We start from the raw sequence: 25,063 nt of genomic DNA on the forward strand, positions 1-25,063 counted from the left end.
GGATACGCACGGCCCTCTGCTGCTGAATGTAGCATTATAAAAAAGAAATCGCCCGTTAATGCCTGCGCAATCGTTTTCGTTTATACTGCCCGCCGTGTTTATGATCAGATTTAATGGGTGGAACAATGGTAACTCTTGGCACGGCACTGCGTCCTTCAGCTACGCGCGTAATGTTATTAGGCTCAGGTGAACTGGGAAAAGAAGTGGCGCTGGAATGCCAGCGACTGGGAGTGGAAGTGATTGCCGTCGATCGCTATGCGGATGCCCCGGCAATGCATGTGGCGCACCGTAGCTATGTCATCAATATGCTTGATGGTGCAGCACTGGCGGAGATCATCGCTAAAGAGAAGCCGGATTATGTAGTACCGGAAATTGAGGCAATTGCCACCGATACTCTGCTGGAACTGGAACAGCAGGGACAGCGCGTGGTGCCGTCGGCACGGGCGGCAAAACTGACCATGAACCGTGAAGGGATCCGTCGTCTGGCAGCCGAAGAGCTGCAACTGCCAACCTCCGGTTACCGCTTTGCCGACAGTAAAGAGGCCTTTTTTGCCGCCGCACAGGACATCGGTTTTCCCTGTATTGTCAAACCGGTAATGAGCTCCTCCGGTAAAGGTCAGAGCTTTATTCGTGATGCTGCCGGACTAGAAAAGGCCTGGGATTATGCACAGGAAGGCGGCCGCGCCGGGGCCGGACGGGTGATTGTGGAGGCGGTTGTCGCTTTCGATTTTGAAATTACGTTACTCACCGTGCAGGCGTCAGACGGGATCCATTTTTGTGACCCCATCGGACATCGTCAGGAAGACGGCGATTACCGGGAATCCTGGCAGCCTCAGGCGATGAGCCCGGCAGCCCTGCAACGTGCTCAGACAATCGCCGCTTCTGTGGTCGGCGCACTGGGAGGTTATGGACTGTTTGGTGTGGAACTGTTTGTCTGCGGTGATGAGGTTATCTTCAGCGAAGTCTCTCCGCGGCCACATGATACCGGTATGGTAACGCTGATTTCCCAGGATCTATCAGAGTTTGCCCTGCATGTCCGTGCTTTCCTTGGCCTTCCGGTCGGCGCCATCCGTCAGTATGGTCCGGCGGCTTCCGCCGTGATCCTGCCTGAACTGAACAGTAGTGACGTCCGCTTTGCCGGGGTAGATCAGGCCCTGTCTGCCGGGGGACAACTCCGTTTATTCGGAAAACCGGAAGTGGCCGGCCGGCGTCGTATGGGTGTGGCACTGGCCTGTGCCACCACGACCGACGAAGCTGTCAGCAAAGCCATTGCCGCCGCCCGGGCGGTAACCGTCAACGGCTGATCCGCTCCCGGGGCCCGGGAGTCGCCGTCCGGCCGGAAATTTCCGGCCGGCACCTCACCCTTTCCTGCCTGCCTGCCAGTAATGGCTTGTTAAACCGTATCAGACAAATTTCTGTGTCCGCAGGGTCGCACCGGTCAGAATGCCACCCCGGCTCCGAGATTAAAGCTACTGAAGGTCTTCGTCTCTCCCGATACCTTCGGCCGGGCAATGTCATAGGACAGGTCGAGGACGATACGGTTAAGCGGGTTAATCTGCGTCCCCAGGCTTACCATCGGCACCGTTGAGCGACTTTGTTTGTGGAACATATAGGCCAGCCCTCTGTTTAACGGAGGAGTAAACACATTCAGCCAGTTAACTTCCGTTTTATTGACGGTGATCCCTGCCTGACCGTAGACACTGAAGAATTCATTAAACCGCCAGGCGGGACCTGCCAGGAATGAATATTCCCGGATGCGGGTTTTGCTCTCATAGGACTGGTACAGGCGATGATGTTCATAGTAGGTCGTGGATTTCAGGTAACTGGCTGAAACAATGAGGCTGAGCGGGGTATTCCATTCATAACGGTATTTCAGGTTAAGACCGCGCAGATTATTCACATCTGCAACCTTCGCACCGGTATAACCCAGAGAAACGCTATGCCGGGCCGCATTTACCGGCATCGTCACCAGTACGCCGGCTACCAGCGTCAACAAGACAGAGTATTTTTTCATTCGTTATCATCCATAATCCTGAATACATCAGGCCCGGCGTCGGGCTTCCTTTAACGCAGGCAATTGCTCTGGCTCTGACCGTGGTCAGGCCGGACGGGCTGGCATACTGTCACTCCCCTTACCCCGTCCGGGGATAACGCGCAATCGCTGCATTGCGCTCATTATATAAAGCTGACTCCGGGAGTCATTAGCTAACCTGCTAATAACAATGAAAATAATTTTATCGTTACCGGAGTTTCTCCGTTTAACCGGTTAACGGTGGCCCGCAGAACCGCGATCCGTATGGCGGAGGTTCCCACTGGGGCCGGTGCGGTAAAGGCGAATGACGATACCCTCAGGTCGTGGAGAACAGAACATCGTCTTCTGACTCCAGAGAAACCGAAGAGGCCGGGTCTGGCAGTCAACCCTTCGGGAGAGTCTTCATAGGCTTAAATAAAAAACGGCCTGCTTAGCAGGCCGTCAGTGAAATCATACGCAGAGGCAGATGTTATTCAAATTCGTTCCAGGAACGTCCGTCACGGGTGATCATCGCGACTGAGGCTACCGGCCCCCAGGTGCCAGCCTGGTAAGGCTTCGCACTGTCGCCATCGGTTGTCCAGGCATTGATGATGGAGTCAACCCAGGTCCATGCGGCTTCCACTTCATCACGGCGGACAAACAGCGCCTGAATGCCACGCATGCTCTCCAGCAACAAACGCTCATAAGCATCCGCCAGGTGAGATTCGTTGAAGGTTTCTGAGAAGCTGAGATCCAGTTTGGTGGTCTGCAGTTTATGTTTATGATCCAGACCCGGGACTTTGTTCAGGATCTCGATATCCACCCCCTCGTCCGGCTGCAGGCGAATGGTCAGTTTGTTCTGCGGCAGCTCTGAATAGGAATCTTTAAACAGATTCATTTCCGGATTTTTAAAATACACCACTACTTCCGAACACTTAGCTGGCAGACGTTTTCCTGTTCTCAGGTAGAAAGGGACCCCGGCCCAGCGCCAGTTATCGATATCCACACGGATAGCGGCAAAAGTCTCTGTGCTGCTGGTTTTATTCGCGCCCTCTTCTTCCAGATAGCCCGGTACTTTCTTGCCCTGTACAAAGCCCGCAGTGTACTGACCACGTACCGTTTTCTCACGGACGTTGGTTTGATCAATCGGACGTAACGAACGCAGGACTTTCACTTTTTCATCACGAATGCTGTCCGCACTGAGATCAGAAGGCGGAGACATCGCAATCATGGTCAGGATCTGCAGCAGATGGTTCTGGATCATATCGCGCATCTGACCGGCTTTATCAAAATAGCCCCAGCGCCCTTCAATGCCTACCTCTTCAGCGACCGTGATCTGTACATGATCGATCGTCCGGTTATCCCAGTTATTCACGAAGATGGAGTTTGCAAAGCGCAGCGCCAGCAGGTTCAGCACCGTTTCTTTACCCAGGTAATGGTCGATACGGAACACCTGACTCTCATCGAAATACTCGCCCACGCTGTCATTGATTTCACGCGAGGTTTCCAGTGAGGTCCCCAGCGGTTTCTCCATAACAACACGAGCCGGTTTTGCATTCAGTTTTGCCTGACCCAGGCCCTGACAGATGGCGCCAAAGGTCCCCGGCGGCATCGCGAAATAGTTGATGGTGACACGTTTTTTCTGGTCCAGCATTTTACCCAGACGGGAGAAGTGTGCGGCATCGTTCACATCCAGATTACAAAAATCGAGACGACTGCTGAGTTTATCCCACAGCGCTTCATCGATTTTTTCTTTCATGAAGGTTTCCAGTGCTTCACGCACTACTGCGACATACGCTGCTTTATCCCAGTCTGCACGGCCTACGCCGATAATGCGGGAATCGTCATGGATCTGACCGGCTTTTTCCAGCTGATACAGGGAAGGCAACAGTTTGCGGCGTGCGAGATCGCCTTTGGCACCGAAGATGACCAGATCACATGCCTGGGCCTGATGGGTTACCGCCATTCTACTCTCCTCATTGCAGAGTTACCGTCACGGTCTGCTGATAGTGCCGGTCTCTTTTCACTTTTAATTTATTTGCGTGACACTGTACTTCTTTTTAGGCCATCAGGTAAATACACAGATAGTTACCTGGTGTGTGAGTCTGTTCAGCCAGTCGGATAATCTTAACACACTGACCGCACTGAAAATTAACTAACGTACACCGCCACCTGTCGAGCGCGTCCTGTACCGGAGTTTACCATCATCCTTGCAGGGTGGCTTTCAAGGGAACACTGTTATTCCCTTTTTGAATAATAGACGAGGACATTCAATTGCGGAGAAATTGCCGTTATTTTCCATTTTTAGCGCCTGTTCCGCACGAATCCTCCCCTATCCACCGATATGTTGTACCGTATCAAAGAACTCATGCGGAAATGGAGTTGAGATAAGTACTAAGAATACTGCGCGAAATGTTAACAAAATAACAACATTTAAGCTCGAAACAGCACTTCCGGATCAGTTAGAATGTGATCCGGTTGCCCGGCGCAGACCACTCATGCTGCTTTATTCGCCAACGGAGTCTTTCATGCCAAGACGTCTCAGAAGAACCAAAATTGTTACTACCCTCGGCCCCGCCACTGACCGCGATAATAATCTGGAAAAGGTCATTGCTGCCGGGGCGAATGTTGTGCGTCTTAATTTTTCTCATGGCAGTGCCGTGGATCATCAGACACGGGCTGATAATGTGCGGGCAATTGCCCGTAAGCTCGGCCGTCATGTGGCTATTCTTGGCGATCTCCAGGGCCCTAAAATTCGCGTCTCGACCTTTAAGGATGGCAAAGTTTTCCTGAATATCGGCGATGATTTTGTGCTGGACGCCACGCTGGACAAAGGGGAAGGCAATCACCAACAGGTCGGGATAGATTATAAAGATCTGCCACGGGATGTGGTGCCTGGAGATATCCTGCTACTGGATGATGGCCGTGTGCAGCTTAAAGTGACACAGGTGAACGATGTTCAGGTCTTCACCCGCGTGACCGTTGGCGGCCCGCTGTCGAATAATAAAGGCATTAATAAACTGGGTGGCGGACTGTCGGCGGCAGCACTGACCGAAAAAGATAAAGCCGATATTCATACGGCCGCCCTGATCGGCGTCGACTATCTGGCGGTATCGTTTCCACGTACCGGAGAGGACCTGCGCTACGCACGTCAGCTGGCGGAGGCGGCAGGATGCGATGCCCAGATAGTGGCAAAAGTTGAGCGTGCCGAGGCGGTTGCCAGCCAGCAGGCCATGGACGATATTATCCTTGCCAGCGATGTGGTGATGGTGGCCCGTGGCGATTTGGGGGTCGAAATCGGTGACCCGGAACTGGTTGGTATTCAGAAAACACTGATCCGACGCGCGCGCCAGCTCAACCGGACCGTCATTACGGCCACTCAGATGATGGAATCGATGATCACGAACCCGATGCCGACCCGCGCCGAGGTGATGGATGTGGCTAATGCGGTACTGGATGGCACCGATGCGGTGATGCTCTCTGCAGAAACCGCCGCAGGACAGTACCCGGCGGAAACCGTCAGCGCGATGGCGAATGTCTGCCTGGGGGCAGAGAAGATCCCCAGTGTGAACGTCTCCCGACACCGGCTTGACGTACAGTTTGATAATATCGAAGAAGCCATCGCCATGTCAGCGATGTATGCAGCCAACCACCTGAAGGGGGTGACGGCTATTATAACGATGACCGAGTCGGGCAGAACAGCGCTGATGACCTCCCGGATCACCTCCGGATTGCCGATTTTTGCGATGTCGCGTCACCCGAAAACGCTGAGCCGGACGGCATTATACCGGGGGGTGACGCCGGTAGAGTTTAAGAGTTATACCGATGGTCTGGCTGCCGTGCATGATGCCATCACTCTGTTGCGCGAAGAAGGGTATCTGATGTCCGGCGATTTAGTCATTGTAACTCAGGGAGATGTGATGGGTGCCAGCGGGACGACAAATACCAGTCGGGTACTGCGGGTGGAATAATTTCCGGCTACCGTGCTCCACGCAACGCTAAGCGTCCGGGAGCACGGATCCTGATCAGAGACTCAGGTTCAGGCCGGGTTATAAATCCTTGCGGACATAAGGTTCAATGTCCCCTTCCCGCCGCGTTTTCAGCAGCTTCAGTATCCAGGTATATTGTTCCGGATTCGGACGAACAAAAACTTCAACCTCTTCATTCATCCGGCGCGCCAGCGTTTTATCATCGGCGTCCATCAGGTCATCCATCGGCGGGCGGACATAAATATCCAGCTGATGTGTCTTGCCGTTGTAAACCGGAAATAACGGGACGACCCGGGCGCGACAGACCTTCATCAGCCGCCCGATAGCCGGCAGGGTCGCTTTGTAGGTCGCAAAGAAATCCACAAACTCACTGTGTTCGGCGCCATGATCCTGATCGGGAAGATAATACCCCCAGTATCCCTGACGGACTGAACTGATAAAGGGTTTTATTCCGTCATTGCGGGCATGCATCCGGCCGCCATACACCCTGCGCAGACGGTTCCAGACATAATCCATTAACTCATTTTTCTGGTTATGGAACATAGCGGCCATTTTTTGGCCTTCAGAGGCCAGCAGCATCGCCGGAATATCAACACCCCAGCCATGCGGTACCAGAAAAATGACATTCTGCTGTTCATCCTTCATCTGCCGGATAATGTCATAACCATGCCACACGACGCGTTTGCGGATCGCTACCGGATTTTTGATTGCCAGTTCGGCCATCATCACCATCGCCTGGGGGGCGGTGGTAAACATCTGGTCGATGATCTGCTCACGCTCCTGTTCAGGGAGCTCCGGCAGACAGTAATGCAGATTAATACGCGCCCTGCGCCGGGCACTCTTCGCCACCCGACCAACCCATTTGCCCAATGTCCCCAGCACCGGGTCACGCACGGTCACCGGCAATAATGCCATCGTGCCTAATGCGGCTATCGCCAGCCAGTTACCCCAGTAGACGGGTTTCAGAAATGCCGGTCTGAAAACCGGAATAAATTCTTTCGCGTTTTTCTTATCATTCTTCATGCACTGACCTCTGTTTTGACCGGCTTATGATAGTGCTGAAGGGATTATTTGCAATATTCATCTGCACAAATGCAAAAAGCCGGGTAAAAATACACCGGCTTTTCAGTGAGTCACAGGATCAGTTCAGGGTTAGGCGCGACTGCCAGTCATTCACCTGTGCCAGATACGCTTTACGGGATTTACCGCTGAGACCTTCCATTTCCGGTAAACGCGCGGTCAGCGGATTGACCGCCTGGTTATTGATCCAGACCTCAAAATGCAGGTGCGGGCCGGTCGAACGTCCCGTATTACCCGAAAGCGCGATACGATCTCCGCGCTTTATCTTCTGGCCTGGTTTTACCAGCAGACGACTAAGATGCATGTAACGGGTCATATACTGCCTGCCATGACGCAAGGCTATATAGTTGCCGGCCGCGCCGCCATTCTTAGCCACCATGACTTCACCGTCACCGACGGCCAGCACCGGTGTACCTATCGGCAGGGCAAAATCCACTCCCCGGTGCGGTGCAATACGACCGGTGACCGGGTTCAGCCGGCGCGGGTTAAATCCGGATGAAACCCGATACTGTTTCACCGTCGGAAACCGCATAAAGCCCCGCGCCAGGCCCGACCCGCTCCGGTCATAATATTTGCCATCGTCGGCCCGGAACGCATAATAATCCTTACCGCCGGAACGCAAACGTACGCCGAGTAACTGGCTCTGCATCGATTTTCCGTCGAGGTTTTCCCGTGATAACAGAATGCTGAATTTATCGCCGGCACGCAGTTTACGGAAGTCCAACTGCCACTGCAGCGCCTTCACGACGGCACTGGCTTCGGCAGGGCTCAGCCCTGCTTTCTGCACACTGGCCCCGAAACTCCCCTTTACCGCGCCCTGCAGGACCGTATCCTGCCAGACACCCTTCTGGACAGACGGGGTCATAGTAAAGCCACCCCGGGCATCCCGCTCATAATTACGGGTTTCCCGGCGGGAAATTTCCCAACTCAGCGACTGTAACTGCCCCTCGGTATTCAGTGACCAGCTCAGGTTTTGGCCGACGTTCAGATTACGCAGATCCTTATCGCTGGCCACCAATGCATTGATATCCTGCAGATCGATGCCATACTGATTAAGTACGCTACTGAGGGTATCACCGGATGACACGGTATAGTCGCGGGTCGCCGGGACATCATTGTCCTCCGGCGTATCCGGCGGAACATCGTCTTCCGGAGCCGGTGTACTTTGATCTATGGGCTCACTGGCCTCCGGTAACATGGTGCGTAAGCGATCGGTATCGCTTTCAATATTCCTGACAATCGTTCCTGTGACATCAGTGGGTTCCTGATGATGATAAAACGGTGGCCGCCAGACGGCGACGGCCAGAGTCACCACGGTCAGCGACCCCAGAATAACACGATGGGGACGCGGCAAATTATTAAATGCCAGGGCGACAGAACGGGCAATCTGTTGCACTTATCTGATTTCCTTCTATGCTCCTTTCAGGCAGCTCTCATACTGGCCGGACAATTGGGACAGGAACCTGACGTAACTATCCTGTGTCAGACTGATGCCCATACCCAGAGGATCCAGCGTGCCTTTGCGGACATGAGTACCTCTGGCTACCGCATCAATGACGGCTGGCCTGAATTGTGGCTCAGCAAAAACGCATACCGCTTTCTGCTCAACCAGCTGTGTTCTTATCTGATGTAATCGCTGGGCTCCGGGCTGTATTTCCGGATTCACGGTAAAGTGGCCCAGCGGTGACAAGCCAAAGGTGTGTTCAAAATAGCCATAGGCATCATGAAACACAAAATAACCTTCCTGCGAAACCGGCGACAGGCGCTGACGGATTTGTTTATCTGTCAGCGACAGTTGTTGCCTGAATAATTTCAGGTTCGCATCCAGTTTGTCTCTGCGATCCGGCATAAGTTCCGATAATTTATCGTGAATAGCAACCGCCGACGCTTCAGCTATCTGCGGAGACAGCCAGATATGCATATTATATTCACCATGATGGTGATGACTATCAGAGTTCTCCCGGCCTGCTTCTTCGCCGTCATGGTCATGATGTTCATGTTCATGCCCGTGATCTTCGTCATCATCCCCTTTCATCAGCTGGCTTTGCACAGACGGTAACGCCGCCAGTTGCAGGGTGTTTTCCGCCGGGAGAGAAGCAGACACCGGGGTGATAAAGCTTTCCATTTCCGGCCCCACCCAGACCAGTAAGTCTGCGTTTTTTATACGTTTTACGTCAGAAGGCCGCAGTGAATATTCATGCTCAGAGGCGCCGTCCGGCAGGACCACTTCTACCGGTGTCACCCCGTCCGCGATGGCTGCAGCAATAAAGCCCAGCGGGCGGATGGAGGTCACTACCGCACTGTTCGCCATAGCCGGTAAAAATGAGCCGATTCCGGCCGCCAGCAGAGCCGGTAAATATCGCCGCTTAAAATGTAACATTTTAATTCAATCCTTCGTAGAACCGTAAGAAAGTGTGATATTATAACATAATGTTTCTGTTGCAAACTGTAAATACTATGTCTGCCTTAGTCGCACTGGATAATATCTCTGTTTCTTTCGGACAGCGTAATGTGCTCAGCCACATTTCCTTGTCCCTCGCGCCCGGACGTATTCTGACCCTGTTAGGTCCTAACGGCGCGGGTAAATCGACACTGGTTCGTATTGTGCTCGGGTTACTTACGCCGGATGAAGGCAGGATAACCCGAAGTCCCGGGTTACGTATCGGCTACGTACCACAGAAGCTTCATATCGACCCGACATTGCCGCTGAATGTCACCCGTTTTATGGCGCTATCCCCGGGCGTGAGTAAATCCGAAATACTGCCCGCCCTGGAACGGGTTCAGGCCGGTCATCTGGCCCGTTATCCTTTACAGAAGCTTTCAGGCGGCGAAATGCAGCGGGTACTGCTGGCCCGTGCCCTGCTGGGTAATCCGCAGTTACTGGTGCTGGATGAGCCCACTCAGGGCGTGGATGTGAATGGTCAGGTCGCACTCTATGATTTGATCAATCAGTTGCGCCAGCAGATGAACTGCGGCGTGCTGATGGTTTCTCACGATCTCCATCTGGTGATGGCCAGAACCGATGACGTCCTGTGCCTGAATCACCATATCTGCTGTTCCGGGAAACCGGAGGTCGTTTCACAGCATCCTGAATTTATAGCGATGTTTGGTCCGCGTGGCGCACAGGAACTGGCCATCTACCGGCATGACCATAATCACCGTCATGACCTTCACGGCAGGATCGTACTGAAAAAAGGGAACAATCACTGATGCTGGAATTACTGCTTCCGGGCTGGGCAGGTGGCATGCTGCTGGCACTGGCCGCCGGCCCGCTCGGCTCGTTCGTCGTCTGGCGCAGGATGTCCTATTTCGGGGACACGCTTGCCCACGCCTCATTACTGGGCGTCGCGTTTGGTTTACTGCTGAATATTAATCCGTACTACGCGATTATTGCCATTACCCTGTTACTGGCTCTGCTGCTGGTGCTGCTGGAACACCGGCAGCATCTGGCGATCGATACCCTGCTGGGGATTATGGCGCACAGCTCACTCTCGCTGGGTCTGGTGGTTGTCAGTCTGATGTCGAATATCCGCGTGGATCTGATGGCCTATCTGTTCGGTGACTTACTGTCGGTCACCCCGCAGGATCTCTGGCTTATCGGTACCGGCGTGGCGGTTGTGGTGGGGATCCTGCTCTGGCAATGGCGCTCACTGCTGTCGATGACTATCAGCCAGGAACTGGCTCAGGCAGACGGGATCAATTTACAACGTTGCCGTTTGTTGCTGATGCTGGTCACCGCACTGACTATCGGGGTGGCCATGAAGTTTGTCGGCGCGTTGATTATTACCTCATTGCTGATCATACCGGCCGCGACCGCACGCCGCTTTGCCCGCTCCCCGGAACAGATGGCAGGTTATGCCGTACTGTGCGGAATGCTGGCGGTTACCGGCGGAATGGCATTTTCAGCGGGTTATGATACACCGGCCGGCCCTTCGGTCGTGCTCTGTGCCGCCGCCCTGTTTGTGCTGAGTATGATGAAAAAAACGGCCAGCTAGGGCTGGCCTGCGGGCGCGTCGCCGGTGATCAGGTTTCATCCCGGACGATACTAAAATGGCGATAGGCATGTTGTGTCGCCATTCTTCCCCGGGGGGTACGCTGAATAAAACCCTGCTGGATCAGGTAGGGTTCAATCACATCTTCGATGGTTTCCCGCTCTTCACCAATCGCTGCCGCCAGGTTATCCAGTCCGACCGGACCGCCGGTAAATTTATCGATGATCGCCAGCAGTAACTTCCGGTCCATAAAATCAAACCCTTCGCTGTCAACATCCAGCATATCCAGCGCACTGCCGGTGACAACACCGCTCATCTCACCGCTGGCTTTCACTTCGGCATAATCCCGTACCCGGCGTAAAAGCCGGTTAGCAATACGCGGGGTACCCCGCGCCCGGCGGGCAATTTCCAGTGCGCCTTCACTGCTCAGTGGCAGCCCCAGACAGGCCGCACTGCGACCGACGATATGCTGCAGATCACTGACCTGGTAAAACTCCAGACGCTGAACGATCCCAAAACGGTCCCGTAACGGCGACGTCAGAGAGCCAGCCCGCGTCGTCGCACCAATCAGGGTAAACGGCGGCAGGTCGATCTTGATAGAACGTGCTGCTGGGCCTTCACCGATCATAATATCCAGCTGATAATCTTCCATTGCCGGATACAGTACCTCTTCCACCACCGGCGACAGCCGATGGATCTCATCGATAAACAGCACATCATGAGGTTCCAGGTTGGTCAGCATCGCCGCCAGGTCGCCGGCTTTTTCGAGCACCGGTCCGGAGGTGGTCCGCAGATTCACGCCCATCTCATTGGCAACAATATTGGCCAGAGTGGTTTTCCCGAGCCCGGGAGGCCCGAAAATCAGCAGGTGATCCAGTGCATCATTACGCATTTTGGCAGCCTGGATAAAAATTTCCATCTGCTCACGGACCTGCGGCTGCCCGACATACTCTCCGAGTAATTTAGGCCGGATAGCACGATCCAGACTCTCTTCTTCGGTCTGAGGTGTCGCAGAGATCAGTCGGTCAGCGTCAATCATAACGATCCTTATATCGCAGCACGTAATGCTTCACGGATTAATGTTTCGCAGTCAGCGCCCGGCTGACCCACCTTACTGATCATACGGCTGGCTTCCTGAGGTTTATAGCCCAGCGCCACCAGCGCCGCCACCGCTTCTGATTCCGCATCATTATTACCTGCAGGGGCCGATGAAGGTGCCGATAACTCAAAGGGGGTTTCCCCGGAGAACAGATCGCCGTGCAGACCTTTGAAACGATCTTTCATTTCGACCACCAGACGTTCCGCCGTTTTCTTGCCGACGCCCGGTAGCTTGACCAGCGCACCGATTTCCTGATGCTCAACCGCCTGAACAAACTGTTGTGCCGACATCCCGGAAAGGATAGCCAGCGCCAGTTTCGGCCCGACGCCGTTCACTTTGATCAGTTCCCGGAACAGGGTCCTCTCCTGCTTGCTGTTAAAGCCAAACAGCAGCTGTGCATCTTCACGTACCACAAAGTGGGTAAAGATGGCAGCTTCCTGATGCAGTTCCGGCAATTCATAAAAACAGGTCATTGGCATATGGACTTCATAGCCGACACCATTGGCTTCAATCAGAACCAGCGGCGGTTGTTTTTCCAGAATGAGACCCCGTAGACGACCAATCACTGTGCATATCCTTCTGTTATCTTCACTGAACAGGGTTATAACATAAAAAAGGCTGGATGAATATCCAGCCTTAATCACTGACGTGCGACAGACTCAGCGTAACCGTCCCCTCGCCATCAGCAGAGGATTCTCACTGACCCGCAGGCTGTTCTGACTGATATGGCAATGGGTAATGGCTATCGCCAGGGCATCGGCGGCATCCGCTTGCGGATTCGCAGGCAGTTTCAGCAGGTTACGGACCATATGCTGCACCTGCGATTTTTCCGCTGCCCCGGTGCCGGTGACAGTTTGTTTCACCTGCCTGGCCGCGTACTCAAAGACCGGCAGCGCCAGATTGACCGCCGCCACGATGGCGGCGCCGCGGGCCTGTCCCAGTTTAAGTGCCGAATCTGCATTCTTCGCCATAAACACCTGCTCGATGGCGAAGTAATCCGGGGAGAATTGCGTGATAATTTCGCTGACTCCCGCATAGATAAGCCGCAGTCTTTCCGGTAACTCAGTGGTATTGGTCCGGATACAGCCACTGCCAAGATACGTGAGTTGTCTGCCCGTCTGGCGGATAACACCATACCCGGTGATCCTTGACCCCGGATCGATACCCAGAATTATCGCCATACATACTCTCGCTCGGTCAACGCCTCAGACCGGTTACAGCGTCGCCGCAACCTCATCAGAAATTTCACCGTTATGGTAAACTTCCTGTACATCATCACAATCTTCCAGCATATCCACCAGACGCAGCAGTTTTGGTGCCGTTTCGGCATCCATTTCCGCTTTGGTCGACGGGATCATGGTGACTTCAGCGCTGTCTGCCGTCAGACCGGTCGCGTCCAGTGCATCACGGACTTTCCCCAGTTCTTCCCAGGCAGTGAAGACATCGATAGCGCCATCATCGTAGCTGACAACGTCTTCCGCACCGGCTTCGAGTGCCGCTTCCATTACGGTATCTTCGTCCTGGCCCGGCGCATAAGAGATCACCCCTTTCCGGCTGAACAGATAAGCGACAGAGCCGTCGGTTCCCAGGTTACCGCCGGTTTTGGTGAAGGCATGACGCACTTCAGATACCGTACGGTTACGGTTATCACTCAGACATTCCACCATGATCGCACTGCCGCCCGGACCATAGCCTTCATAAACGATGGTTTCCATGTTGGCATTGTCTTCGCCACCGGCACCCCTGGCAATCGCACGATCCATAGTGTCACGGGTCATGTTATTAGATAATGCTTTATCCATCGCCGCACGCAGACGCGGGTTGGAGGAAGCATCCGCGCCCCCCAGTTTGGCTGCAGTCACCAGCTCACGGATAATTTTGGTGAAAATTTTACCCCGTTTAGCATCCTGAGCCGCTTTACGGTGTTTGGTGTTAGCCCATTTACTATGTCCAGCCATATTAATTCTCTCACTATCTCGTTATTAGATAATCGGGTACAGCGCGCTCTGCAGAACCACAGGGACTTTATCCCGGCATCATGGCGGATCCATCAGGAATCTTTCGATAGCCTCACGGTTACTCCAGGATTTTGTCAGCACCGCCGCCTGTTCCGCAGGTAACCACTGACAGGATAAATGTTCGGTCAATGTCACCGGTAAGCCGGTGGGTAACGGTAACAAAAACCAATGCTCCTGATTATGAGTCACCCCGGGGGCATAACGGTGCCGGTAGTGGGGGAAGATCTCAAAAGTAATCTCCTGCCGGCAATCCACCAGCGGAAACCCTTCGGCATCGATATCGAGGCCTGTCTCTTCCCGCACTTCACGGCGGGCCGCCTGCGCAGGGCTCTCCCCTGGCTCCAGGCTGCCGGTGACCGACTGCCAGAAACCGGCGTCATCCCGGCGCTGTAACATCAGCACCCTGCCGGTATCCTGCGCATAAATGACGACCAATACCGAGACCGTGTGCTTATAATTTGTCATCAGTGACCGGCCGGTTCCGCGGGTTTTTTCTCTTTTTTCACTACCTGCAATGCCAGCTCTTCCAGAGCCTCCGGATTTGCTTCGCCCGGAGCATCGGTCAGCAGACAGGCAGCAGCCGTGGTTTTCGGGAAGGCAATAACATCACGGATGTTATCTGTTCCGGTCAGTAGCATGGCCAGACGATCCAGACCGAAGGCCAGACCGGCATGCGGTGGTGCACCATATTTCAGCGCATCCAGCAGGAAGCCAAATTTCTCCTGCTGCTGTGCTTCATCGATGCCCAGCAACGTAAACACAGCCTGCTGCATGCTGCCATCGTGGATACGGACCGAACCGCCCCCGACTTCATAGCCGTTGATGACCATGTCATAAGCATTCGCGATCGCTTCTGCTGGCGCAGCCATCAGCGCCTGTGGCGACAGATCACGCGGTGCGGTGAACGGATGGTGCATGGCCGCCAGGTGCCCTTCACCATCATCCTCGAACATCGGGAAGTCAACCACCCACAGCGGCGCCCAACGGGAAGTTTCGGTGATCTCCAGATCACGGCCGGTTTTCAGACGCAGCGCGCCCATGGCGTCGGCTACCACACCGGCTTTGTCTGCGCCGAAGAAGATCAAATCGCCATCGGTCGCTCCGGTACGTTGCAGGATAGCTTCGAGGATCTCTGCACTCAGGAACTTCGCCACCGGGCTCTGAATACCTTCCGGCAGCGCATCACGCTGGTTCACCTTCATCCAGGCCAGGCCTTTCGCACCGTAGTTACCGACAAATTTCGTATATTCATCAATCTGTTTACGGGTCAGCTGAGCACCGCCTGGCACACGCAATGCCGCCACACGGCCTTTGGTATCATTGGCCGGTCCGGCAAAGACAGCAAATTCAACGTCTTTCAGCAGGTCAGCCACATCTGTCAGTTCCATCGGGTTACGTAAATCCGGCTTATCAGAACCGTAACGGCGCATGGCTTCTGCGTAAGTCATCTGCGGGAAATTGCCCAGATCGACGTTGAGAATTTCCTGCCACAGTTCACGGATCATACGCTCCATGATTTCACGAACCTGAGGCGCCGTCATAAACGAGGTTTCCACGTCTATCTGAGTGAACTCAGGCTGACGGTCTGCACGCAGGTCTTCATCACGGAAGCATTTCACTATCTGGTAATAACGGTCGAAGCCGGAGATCATCAGCAATTGTTTAAACAGCTGAGGAGACTGCGGCAGCGCGTAGAACTCACCTTTATGAACACGGCTCGGCACCAGATAGTCACGTGCGCCTTCCGGTGTGGCTTTGGTCAGCATCGGAGTTTCAATGTCGAGAAACGCATTATCGTCCATAAAGCGACGTACGAAGCTGCTGATACGGGCACGGGTCTTGAAACGCTGAGCCATTTCAGGACGACGCAGGTCCAGGTAGCGATATTTCAGACGGGCTTCTTCAGAATTGACGTGGTTTGAGTCCAGCGGCAGAGGTTCAGAACGGTTGATAATGGTCAGGCCGGTAGCCAGCACTTCCACTTCACCGGTCGCCATTTCGCTGTTTTTATTACGCTCATCACGGGCACGAACCACACCTTCCAGCGAGATGCAGAACTCGTTACGCAGTTCTGACGCCAGAGAAAAAGCCTGTGCATAGTCAGGGTCGAAGAAGACCTGAACGATACCTTCACGATCGCGCATATCGATAAAAATCAGGCTTCCCAGGTCACGGCGGCGGTTTACCCAGCCGCAAAGAGTGACTTTCTGTCCTACATGGGACAGGTTGAGCTGTCCGCAATATTCTGTACGCATTACGCTATCCTTTTTGACCTTGCCGCAGCGGTCTGAAAATGTGTCCGGAGTGTGTGCCGGCAAATCAGCCGGCTACAAAATGGGGCGTATTATACTGGAAAATCTGCCCGAGGATAAGTAGAGGCGCGTGAAAGCGGTTGATTCCTCGCCATTCGGTCGCAGCCCGTTTCGCTGCCGGCAGGATCCGGGCTATTCTTGCGCGATATTTTATCTGGTCAGTCACCGAAGAAGGATGCCCCGTGAGTCTGCGCATCGGATTACCTCAATGGCAACACCCGAACTGGAAACGGGCGGGCCTGCATACTTTGGAAGAGTATGCCCGGCATTTTAACTGTGTGGAAGGGAATACCACGCTTTATGCTCTGCCGGAGGCAGAAACCGTCCTGCGCTGGAAAGCCATGACGGGAGAGGACTTCCGCTTTTGCTTTAAGTTTCCGGCCTCCGTCAGTCACCACGCACAATTACGTCACTGTGACGATTTGCTCAGTGAGTTTTTACGTCGCATGGATCCGCTCAGCGAGCGTATTGCTCAATACTGGTTACAGTTACCGGCGAGCTTCGCTCCTGCTCAGTTACCGGATTTATGGCAGTTTCTGTCTGCCCTGCCCGGGGCGTTCAGCTACGGGGTGGAAGTCCGTCATCCGGAGTTCTTTGCCCGGGGAGAGGCCGAACGGATGCTGAACCGGGGACTGGCCGATCGCGGTGTCAATCGGGTGATCCTCGACAGCCGGGCGGTACATGCGTCACCCTCCCAAACCGCAGCCGCACGGGATGCCAAAGCCAAAAAGCCGAAAGTCCCGGTTCATGCCGTACGGACCGCCGACGCCCCGATGATCCGCTTTATCGGCAGTGATGATGTCAATGATTCCGCCGCTCTGTTTTCTGACTGGTCCGCACGGTTACAGGAGTGGCAGGCAGCCCACTCGCCGCTGCTGTTTATCCATACCCCGGAGATGGGTGACGTTTTTCCGCTACTGCACCGTTTATGGCCGCAGATCCAGCCATACAGCGACGGGTTACCGCCCCTGCCCGAATGGCCGGACCAGGCGACCCTGTTCTGAGACGTGCCCGCTACAGCCCGCGATAAAAGCGCTGTTTTTATTCGCTGCAGCCTGAATTGACGCTGAGATGCGTGAAAAGTCACGCAGGTGGGTGCAGGCTGCGCCAGTTTCTGCGAGAATAGTCGTTTTCTGGACCTTGCGGATAGTGTGATGTCTGACCGTGATACCCTTTTTTCAGCACCTATTGAACGATTAGGTGACTGGACTTTTGATGAACGGGTTGCCGAAGTCTTCCCGGATATGATCCAGCGCTCAGTGCCCGGATACTCAAATATTATTTCCATGATTGGGATGCTGGCAGAACGTTTTGTCCGCCCGGATAGCCGTGTCTATGACCTGGGCTGTTCGCTGGGGGCCGCCACCCTCTCCGTCCGCCGTAACATTCACCATCCCGGGTGTGAAATTATCGCCGTGGATAACTCCCCCGCCATGGTGGAGCGCTGTCGTCGTCATATCGATGCTTTCAGGGCAGAGACACCGGTACAGGTGATTGAGGACGATATTCGTTCTGTCGATATCAGTAATGCGTCGCTGGTGGTGCTGAATTTCACTCTGCAGTTTCTTGACCCCGCAGAGCGTCTGCAACTGCTGGAAAAAATTTACCGGGGTCTGAATCCCGGCGGTGCGCTGGTGTTATCAGAAAAATTCAGTTTTGATGATCAGAAGACCGGTGAGCTGTTGTTCGATATGCACCATGACTTTAAACGTGCCAACGGTTACAGCGAACTGGAAATCAGTCAGAAACGCAGCATGCTGGAAAATGTCATGCTGACAGACAGCGTCACGACACATAAATCACGGCTGGCACAGGCCGGATTCCGTCATGCGGAACTGTGGTTTCAGTGTTTTAATTTTGGTTCACTTGTGGCTTTAAAATGATTGATTTTGGACGTTTTTATCAGCAAATCGCCACGGGGCCTCTGGCACCCTGGCTGGAAGTGCTGCCGGCTCAACTGAGCCAGTGGCAGCGTGAAAGTTTACATGGTCATTTCCGTCACTGGAAAAAAACCATTGACCACTTACCGTTGCTGACACCACAACGCCTGGATCTGGTCAACGGCGTCACGGCGGACCGCGATGACCTGACACCACGTCAGCGCCAGGGGATCGAGACGTTACTGCGCCAGCTGATGCCCTGGCGCAAAGGTCCTTTCGCGTTGTACGGCACCGATATTGATACGGAGTGGCGTTCAGACTGGAAATGGGATCGGGTACTGCCGCATATTTCCCCGCTGGAAGGACGGATGATTCTGGATGTCGGTTGCGGCAGCGGTTATCACATGTGGCGGATGCTGGGCGCCGGCGCTTCGATGGTGGTCGGTATCGACCCGATGCAGCTGTTTTTATGCCAGTTTGAGGCGGTGCGTAAACTGCTGGGTGATGACCCGCGTGCGCATCTGTTACCGGTGGGTATCGAGCAGTTACCTGAACTGAATGCCTTCGATACCGTGTTCTCGATGGGCGTACTTTACCACCGCCGATCTCCGCTGGAGCACCTGTGGCAACTGAAGAGCCAGTTGGTCAGCGGTGGCGAACTGGTGCTGGAGACGCTGGTCATCGAAGGTGATGAAAATGCGGTCCTGGTACCGGGTGAGCGATATGCACAGATGCGAAACGTCTATTTTCTGCCCTCCGCCGCAGCGCTGAAGCACTGGCTGGAGAAATGTGGTTTTGTGGATGTGCGGATTGCCGACCATGCGCTGACCTCGACCGATGAGCAGCGCCGGACCGGATGGATGACCAGCGATTCACTGGCAGAGTTTCTTGACCCTGAAAACCCGCAACTGACCGTTGAGGGATATCCTGCGCCGTTACGTGCAGTGCTGATTGCCCGTAAACCCTGATACTGTTAACGGAGCCCGTCTGGCGGCTCCGGACGGGTTGCCGGTGAGGTGACCCGTCGTTCGTCAGGCTGTTACCCGGCAGTTTCCGGACGTATTGGTACAAACCCCGGTCGAACTTTCTTGGCCCGCGCTCACCCTCCCGTCTTTCGGCAATCACGGTGCCTCCATTCTTTCTGCGTGACACCGGCAAATAAAGTGACAACGTCACCACCACCCCGGCCTCTTCTCACTCTGTCGTCACAATACCCGCCTTGCAGCGTTATTCCGCCCGTACTGCGGGGAGAGGCCTGCCGGATGACAGCGCTATCACCCGCGGGATCCACCACAGCAGAGCGTTAGACGATAAGACAGCAAGACAGCAAGACAGCAAGACAGCAAGACAGCAAGACAGTAAGACAGTGAATCGGTTTGCTACACACGGTCAACCGCAAACGTCACCGGACGACCGTCAGCCATACTGTGAGTGCTTTACTCAACCCCGTAGCACCTATGCAGCCGGACCCTTTGCCCTGCCCGCCAATATAAGTGACGCTGTCACGTAAATGCTCAGAAATATCCTCCCTGCCCGTGCTTTCAGCGCCGTCGGCAGAACGGTCAGACTGTCTTTGCTGATAACCTGTCGCCAGCAGATCAGTGAAGGATTACATTCAGGTAAACCGCCATCGCCGGCAACCCGCTGTTCGATGGCCGGAGACAGCTTTACTGCAGCATACTCTTCATCGCCGACACCATCTCTTCATCAACGACATAGCGGGTAAATTCATCGGCCGGCCCCAGGGCACTCATGCTGACCCCCGCTTTACGATAATGCATCGGTGAACTGACCGGTTTCCCGGCTGAACTGTGAACTTCGGTCAGTCCGGCATCCACAAACCGTTGCAGGTTACTGAGCCTGACGCCGGCACCGGCCATAATCACCGGTCCGCCCATGGCCTGACTCCACTGGTTCAGCGCGGTTAACAGCACCAGCCCGTTTTCGGCACACTCCTGCTGCCCGGAGGTCAGTATCCGGTCCACACCCAGTCCGGACAACTCTTCCAGTGCGCGGTAAGGGTTATGACAGAGGTCAAAAGCCCGGTGGAACGTGACCGAAATCCCGTCGCAAAGAGTCATTACCTCTTCCATCCGTTGCAGGTCGATATGCGCGCCGGCATCGAGCAGACCAATCACCAACCCCGGGAACCCCATTTCACGCACCAGTGCGATATCTGCTTTCATCACGCGGAACTCCGTTTCGCTGTAACAAAAATCGCCCCCCCGCGGGCGGATGATAGGGTGTACCGGGAGGGTCACCTGAGAAATGACCGTCTGCAGAAGGCCATAGGAGGGTGTGAGGCCACCCTCCGGCGGGGCTGCACATAACTCGATACGATCAGCGCCAGCCTGCTCAGCATTCAGGGCACACTCCGCACCGTAGCAACAGATTTCCAGCGTAGCCATGACATTCTCCTTATAAAAGTTCGGGCTGATTGTTACAGTGTGATATTGATGCGAGGAATAACGTTTAGCCGTCCTGTAAACGGGAGGAGTAATAATGACATTCAATTTCAGGGAAAGGATCGACCGGGTTCACAGTGATAGCGTTAAATGGGCGAAATATGCCGGAAAAGATATTCTCCCCCTGTGGATCGCCGACAGTGATTACCGGACCGCTCCCTGCGTCATTGAAGCCTTACAACAACGGGTCGCGCACGGTATTTTCGGCTACCCGGTCGCGCCGGAAAAAGTGGCTGAGGCCTGTATGGCCTGGCTTGCCCGGCATCACCAGTGGCAGGTGCCGCGGGAATGGCTGGTCGTGCTGCCGGGGACACAATGCGCGATTGAGATAATTCTGCGCTATCTGAGTCGTCCCGATCAGGCGTCAATCACAACCTCCCTGCACTACCCGCCTTTTAGTCAGTTCGCACACCGCCTTCAGCGACGGCAATCTCTGATGCCGGTCAGGCAATCGGGTCAGCACTGGCAGATGCCGGTCTCTGTTCCGGAAACAGAGATGCGGGGTGACGAAAAATGGCTGTTCCTCTGTAATCCGCACAATCCCGGCGGCTATGTGTATGAGCGCGAAGAATTACTGCAGCTGCAAGCGTTTGCCCGCCGCCATGATCTGCTGGTGTGCAGCGATGAAGTTCATGCTGACCTGGTACTGACCGCGGGTAAAAAACATCAGCCGTTTGCTGCGCTGAATGAAGATGCCGCACAACGGACCATTACCCTGTTCTCGCCGGCAAAAACCTTTAATATTGCCGGGCTGGGGCTCTCGGTCGCCATCATCGCTGACCCGCATTTACGTGGCCGCTTTTTACAGGCTACAGAGGGCCTGTTGGCGCCGCCGGCAATCACGGGAATGATTGCCGCCGAAGCCGCCTGGGAGCACGGCGATGACTGGTTACAGGCTCAGCAGGAGTTTCTGCGTATTAACCGTGACCAACTGGCCGATGCGGTCGGGAAAATCCCTGGCATTAACATGATCACCCCGCAGGCCACCAGCCTGGCCTGGATTGATGCGCGCGGTCTGGCGGTGGACTTTCCGGCACTCTGGTTCGAACAGCACGGGCTGGGGTTTAGCGCCGGTGGCCCCTTCGGTGACCCGCAATGCGTTCGGATGAATTATGCCTGCCACCCGCAAACCCTGGCACAGGCTATCGGGCGGCTTGCCCTCGCGGCACAGGCGGCAACCGGCTGCATTAGTTAGCCTGCTCGCTGGCGACGATGGCTTCCAGCGTATGCGGATGGAATTTGAGGGTGGTTTTACCATCCGTCACCGCCAGGGTGGGATTAGGCAGCACATCCTGATCCCCTGCCGGGCGACTGGTTTTAAACGAAATCCCCGGGGCGGTCAGCCCGTGATCGGCAATCAGAGCCATCGCCCGTTGCCCCAGAGTCTCAGGATCGCCCGGCAGGACCACCTCAATATGTTCCCACCCTTCATGCGGGTAACGTTTATTGCCGGGCCAGGGTAATTCCACCACCCGAATCTGCCAGCCCAGTAAACTGATCGGTTGGTGCAGGCGGAACAGACAAATCGGCCGCTGATTAATTTCAGCCTGTGAAAACATCTCCCCCAGTTGTGAGAATCCCGCAGCCCAGCGTTCTGCGGTCGTGTTCTGATGGCAACGCACAGAAATATGATCCGGCTGTAATTCTGTCAGGGATAATCCCAGTCGCTCCGCAAGCGTGGTCAGGTCACTGGAAAAACGGGTTAAATCGGCTGCCAGGTCCGGCAGGCATTGGGAAAAAGTTGGCTTGTCAGTCATCGTCGTTTATCAGAATAGGATCCGGGGCGCTATTTTTGCGGCTTACCCGCCGTATGTAAAGCCACCGGATAAAAATCGTGTCGTCCCGGCGACAGGCCGGTACAACGCGGCGCGGCAGGAAGACACCATCAGACTACTGACGTCACCCGCGGTTTCACGTATACTGCCGCACTAAATTTCGATTAACACCCTTTGCGCTTTTTTGCATGCGTGCGCCTGCCAGTCTTTTGCTGTCGGGTCAGGGGTTTAACAGCTTATGAAGGTAATTCGGTGAATATTCAGGCTCTTCTTTCAGAAAAAGTCAGTCAGGCAATGATCGCAGCAGGAGCTCCTGCTGACTGTGAACCGCAGGTACGTCAGTCTGCCAAACCACAGTTCGGTGATTATCAGGCCAACGGTATTATGGCTATTGCTAAAAAACTGGGTCAGGCACCGCGACAATTCGCAGAGCAGGTTCTCAGCCATCTGGATCTGAAAGGTATCGCCGGAAAAACTGAAATCGCCGGTCCGGGCTTTATTAATATTTTCCTGGAGCCTGCCTTCCTGGCAGAACAGGCGGAGCTGGCACTGAGCCACGATAAACTGAATATTTCTCCGGTAGCCACACAACGTATCGTTGTCGACTATTCTGCGCCGAATGTCGCCAAAGAGATGCATGTCGGTCATTTACGTTCCACCATTATCGGCGATGCTTCCGTACGGACGCTGGAGTTTCTCGGCCATGACGTGGTCCGTGCCAACCATATCGGTGACTGGGGAACTCAGTTCGGTATGCTGATCGCCTTCCTGGAAAAGAAACAACAGGAACAGGACACAGAAATCGCCCTCGCCGACCTGGAAGCATTTTATCGTGAAGCCAAGCAGCTTTACGACCAGGATGAGGCCTTTGCCGAACGTGCCCGCGGTTATGTCGTTAAACTGCAGGGTGGCGACGAATACTGTGCGCAGATGTGGAAAAAGCTGGTGGATATCACCATGGCTCAGAACCAGCACAACTATGACCGTCTTAACGTCAGCCTGACCCGTGACAATGTGATGGGTGAAAGCCTGTATAACCCGATGCTGCCGGGAATTGTTGCTGACCTGGAAGCAAAAGGCCTGGCCGTGGAAAGTGAAGGTGCCGTGGTTGTTTTCCTTGATGAGTATAAAAATAAGGAAGGCGAACCGATGGGAGTGATCATCCGTAAAAAGGATGGCGGCTACCTGTACACCACCACGGATATTGCCTGTGCCAAATACCGTTATGAAACGCTGAAAGCGGACCGCGTGCTTTACTATATCGACTCCCGTCAGCATCAGCACCTGATGCAGGCATGGACCATTGTCCGCAAAGCCGGGTATGTACCGGAAAATATCCCGCTTGAACACCATATGTTCGGGATGATGCTGGGCAAAGACGGGCGTCCGTTTAAAACACGTGCCGGCGGTACCATTAAACTGGCTGACCTGCTGGATGAAGCACACGATCGCGCACTGACGCTGGTCAGAAGCAAAAACCCGGAAATGGGCGAAGACGAACTGCAGAATCTGGCGGAAGTCATCGGGATTGGTGCGGTAAAATATGCTGACCTGTCGAAAAACCGTACCACGGATTACATTTTCGACTGGGATAATATGCTGGCCTTTGAAGGCAATACGGCCCCTTACCTGCTGTATGCCTATACCCGGGTGCTGTCCGTGTTCCGTAAAGCCGGTGCCGATGTGCAGACCGTGGAAGGTGATATTCTCCTGACCGAAACCCGCGAAGCTGCGCTGGCGACCCGCCTGTTACAGTTCGAAGAAACTCTGTTGCAGGTAGCCCGTGAAGGGACTCCGCATGTGATGTGTTCTTACCTGTATGACCTGGCTGGCCTGTTCTCCGGGTTCTATGAGCATTGTCCGATCCTGGCCGCCGCCGACGAGAAAACCCGTCAGAGCCGCCTGAAACTGGCAAGCCTGACCGCGAAGACCCTGAAGTGCGGTCTGGAGACTTTGGGCATCAGAACGGTTGACCGGATGTAACTGCCGTCGTCGCCCCGGCCTTTACCGGGGCTGACTGCTGACCGGCAGCCGATCGCTGCCGGTAACTGATCGTCACCCCTGCACTGATCACCCGCAATTGCGGACGGATAGCCTCACCACTGAGGACCCGAAAGCTGAACCGGAAGCTTCCCGATACCGGAGCATCGGTAAAATACCCCGTATTTCCCCGTCCACTGTCCAGTGCGATACATACCGTCCCCCTGCATAACTGCGCCTGAAACCCCGCGGGGATCGGGCCATTTAACCGGTAAAACCAGCGGGTCTGTTGTATTCGGCCCTCCGGTGGGCCCCTGAAAACCAGCGGCTGTGACGTGGCCCATTGTCCGCGCACACTTAATGCCGGCCCGGCCAGTGTCTTGCTGAGTGTGATATCGGCCGCCAGCGCTGGCGCAACGGCCAGTAACCCCGCCGACAGCCACCTGCTGAGCCGTCTCATCC

The 25,063-nt window shown here is 54.8% G+C and carries 23 protein-coding genes; 9 read left to right on the forward strand and 14 right to left on the reverse strand.

All coding sequences use genetic code 11. From position 1 onward, the window contains the following. Window positions 1-125 precede the first annotated feature (125 nt). Window positions 126-1,304, forward strand: coding sequence for a formate-dependent phosphoribosylglycinamide formyltransferase (purT, locus tag ABD035_RS13425; RefSeq protein ID WP_343870726.1), 1,179 nt, complete (start codon window positions 126-128; stop codon window positions 1,302-1,304). Between the two features lie 134 nt (window positions 1,305-1,438). Here the strand turns inward: purT and ABD035_RS13430 are convergent, their stop codons facing one another. Both ABD035_RS13430 and zwf read right to left on the reverse strand, forming a co-directional pair. Beyond that, window positions 1,439-2,014: an Ail/Lom family outer membrane beta-barrel protein gene (locus tag ABD035_RS13430; RefSeq protein ID WP_212712544.1), complete on the reverse strand. Its 576-nt coding sequence runs from the start codon at window positions 2,012-2,014 to the stop codon at window positions 1,439-1,441. Window positions 2,015-2,501: 487 nt separating this feature from the next. Next, a complete protein-coding gene (gene zwf, locus ABD035_RS13435) occupies window positions 2,502-3,977 on the reverse strand; it encodes a glucose-6-phosphate dehydrogenase (protein WP_212712543.1) in 1,476 nt (491 codons plus the stop codon). 562 nt (window positions 3,978-4,539) lie between these two features. On the opposite strand from zwf, the gene pyk reads away from it, so the two are divergent. Further along, window positions 4,540-5,982 carry a pyruvate kinase gene (gene pyk, locus ABD035_RS13440; RefSeq protein ID WP_343870728.1) on the forward strand — a complete coding sequence of 481 codons (1,443 nt, stop codon included), beginning with the start codon at window positions 4,540-4,542 and terminating at the stop codon, window positions 5,980-5,982. A gap of 78 nt (window positions 5,983-6,060) precedes the next feature. On the opposite strand, the gene lpxM is transcribed toward pyk, so the two are convergent. The 3 genes from lpxM to znuA all read right to left on the reverse strand — a co-directional run bounded on the left by lpxM (window position 6,061) and on the right by znuA (window position 9,460). Beyond that, complete coding sequence (gene lpxM / locus ABD035_RS13445) at window positions 6,061-7,023, reverse strand: lauroyl-Kdo(2)-lipid IV(A) myristoyltransferase (RefSeq protein ID WP_343870729.1); 963 nt, start codon at window positions 7,021-7,023, stop codon at window positions 6,061-6,063. Between the two features lie 118 nt (window positions 7,024-7,141). Further along, window positions 7,142-8,476: a murein DD-endopeptidase MepM gene (gene mepM / locus ABD035_RS13450; protein ID WP_343870730.1), complete on the reverse strand. Its 1,335-nt coding sequence runs from the start codon at window positions 8,474-8,476 to the stop codon at window positions 7,142-7,144. 15 nt (window positions 8,477-8,491) lie between these two features. Then, the gene (znuA, locus tag ABD035_RS13455; RefSeq protein WP_212712539.1) at window positions 8,492-9,460 is read right to left on the reverse strand and encodes a zinc ABC transporter substrate-binding protein ZnuA; all 969 of its coding nucleotides are present in this window, start codon (window positions 9,458-9,460) and stop codon (window positions 8,492-8,494) included. 77 nt (window positions 9,461-9,537) lie between these two features. Here znuA and znuC point away from each other — a divergent pair, with 77 nt between their 5' ends. Together znuC and znuB are read left to right on the forward strand one after the other, a co-directional pair. Further along, complete coding sequence (znuC, locus tag ABD035_RS13460; protein WP_212712538.1) at window positions 9,538-10,290, forward strand: zinc ABC transporter ATP-binding protein ZnuC; 753 nt, start codon at window positions 9,538-9,540, stop codon at window positions 10,288-10,290. Further along, window positions 10,290-11,075 carry a zinc ABC transporter permease subunit ZnuB gene (gene znuB, locus ABD035_RS13465; RefSeq protein WP_343870731.1) on the forward strand — a complete coding sequence of 262 codons (786 nt, stop codon included), beginning with the start codon at window positions 10,290-10,292 and terminating at the stop codon, window positions 11,073-11,075. The genes znuC and znuB overlap by 1 nt, the downstream gene beginning before the upstream one ends. Window positions 11,076-11,103: 28 nt before the next feature. Here the strand turns inward: znuB and ruvB are convergent, their stop codons facing one another. The 6 genes from ruvB to aspS form a co-directional block, all read right to left on the reverse strand. Next, window positions 11,104-12,111, reverse strand: a complete 1,008-nt coding sequence (gene ruvB / locus ABD035_RS13470; protein WP_343870733.1) for a Holliday junction branch migration DNA helicase RuvB — start codon at window positions 12,109-12,111, stop codon at window positions 11,104-11,106. Window positions 12,112-12,119: 8 nt separating this feature from the next. Then, a complete protein-coding gene (gene ruvA / locus ABD035_RS13475; RefSeq protein ID WP_212712535.1) occupies window positions 12,120-12,737 on the reverse strand; it encodes a Holliday junction branch migration protein RuvA in 618 nt (205 codons plus the stop codon). Between the two features lie 93 nt (window positions 12,738-12,830). After that, window positions 12,831-13,352, reverse strand: coding sequence for a crossover junction endodeoxyribonuclease RuvC (ruvC, locus tag ABD035_RS13480; protein ID WP_343870734.1), 522 nt, complete (start codon window positions 13,350-13,352; stop codon window positions 12,831-12,833). A 33-nt stretch (window positions 13,353-13,385) separates the two neighbouring features. Next, window positions 13,386-14,129 carry a YebC/PmpR family DNA-binding transcriptional regulator gene (locus ABD035_RS13485; RefSeq protein ID WP_212712533.1) on the reverse strand — a complete coding sequence of 248 codons (744 nt, stop codon included), beginning with the start codon at window positions 14,127-14,129 and terminating at the stop codon, window positions 13,386-13,388. A gap of 78 nt (window positions 14,130-14,207) precedes the next feature. Further along, a complete protein-coding gene (nudB, locus tag ABD035_RS13490) occupies window positions 14,208-14,654 on the reverse strand; it encodes a dihydroneopterin triphosphate diphosphatase (protein ID WP_343870735.1) in 447 nt (148 codons plus the stop codon). Further along, window positions 14,654-16,444, reverse strand: coding sequence for an aspartate--tRNA ligase (gene aspS / locus ABD035_RS13495; protein WP_212712531.1), 1,791 nt, complete (start codon window positions 16,442-16,444; stop codon window positions 14,654-14,656). The genes nudB and aspS overlap by 1 nt, the downstream gene beginning before the upstream one ends. A gap of 239 nt (window positions 16,445-16,683) precedes the next feature. Between aspS and ABD035_RS13500 the strand changes: the two genes are divergently transcribed. The 3 genes from ABD035_RS13500 (at window position 16,684) to cmoB (ending at window position 19,349) form a co-directional block, all read left to right on the forward strand. Next, window positions 16,684-17,505 carry a DUF72 domain-containing protein gene (locus ABD035_RS13500; protein WP_343870736.1) on the forward strand — a complete coding sequence of 274 codons (822 nt, stop codon included), beginning with the start codon at window positions 16,684-16,686 and terminating at the stop codon, window positions 17,503-17,505. Between the two features lie 150 nt (window positions 17,506-17,655). Then, entirely contained in the window at window positions 17,656-18,384 is a 729-nt protein-coding gene (gene cmoA, locus ABD035_RS13505; protein ID WP_212712529.1) for a carboxy-S-adenosyl-L-methionine synthase CmoA, read from the forward strand. Continuing rightward, on the forward strand, window positions 18,381-19,349 hold the full coding sequence (gene cmoB / locus ABD035_RS13510) for a tRNA 5-methoxyuridine(34)/uridine 5-oxyacetic acid(34) synthase CmoB (protein ID WP_343870738.1): 969 nt from the start codon (window positions 18,381-18,383) through the stop codon (window positions 19,347-19,349). Before cmoA ends, cmoB begins: the two co-directional genes overlap by 4 nt. Before the next feature lie 699 nt (window positions 19,350-20,048). On the opposite strand, the gene cutC is transcribed toward cmoB, so the two are convergent. Then, window positions 20,049-20,789, reverse strand: coding sequence for a copper homeostasis protein CutC (gene cutC / locus ABD035_RS13515; RefSeq protein ID WP_343870739.1), 741 nt, complete (start codon window positions 20,787-20,789; stop codon window positions 20,049-20,051). A 94-nt stretch (window positions 20,790-20,883) separates the two neighbouring features. Here cutC and ABD035_RS13520 point away from each other — a divergent pair, with 94 nt between their 5' ends. Beyond that, a complete protein-coding gene (locus ABD035_RS13520) occupies window positions 20,884-22,041 on the forward strand; it encodes a MalY/PatB family protein (RefSeq protein ID WP_343870740.1) in 1,158 nt (385 codons plus the stop codon). Here the strand turns inward: ABD035_RS13520 and ABD035_RS13525 are convergent. Next, entirely contained in the window at window positions 22,034-22,603 is a 570-nt protein-coding gene (locus ABD035_RS13525; protein WP_343870741.1) for a VOC family protein, read from the reverse strand. The two genes, ABD035_RS13520 and ABD035_RS13525, sit on opposite strands and share 8 nt — an antisense overlap. Window positions 22,604-22,873: 270 nt before the next feature. Between ABD035_RS13525 and argS the strand changes: the two genes are divergently transcribed. Then, window positions 22,874-24,604, forward strand: coding sequence for an arginine--tRNA ligase (gene argS, locus ABD035_RS13530; RefSeq protein ID WP_212712524.1), 1,731 nt, complete (start codon window positions 22,874-22,876; stop codon window positions 24,602-24,604). Here argS and ABD035_RS13535 read toward each other — a convergent pair. After that, window positions 24,582-25,061, reverse strand: a complete 480-nt coding sequence (locus ABD035_RS13535) for a flagellar protein FlhE (protein ID WP_343870742.1) — start codon at window positions 25,059-25,061, stop codon at window positions 24,582-24,584. The genes argS and ABD035_RS13535 overlap by 23 nt on opposite strands. Between the last annotated feature and the right edge of the window lie 2 nt (window positions 25,062-25,063).

Origin of the sequence: Tatumella terrea, assembly GCF_039523755.1 — a bacterium.
Classification (GTDB): domain Bacteria; phylum Pseudomonadota; class Gammaproteobacteria; order Enterobacterales; family Enterobacteriaceae; genus Tatumella; species Tatumella terrea.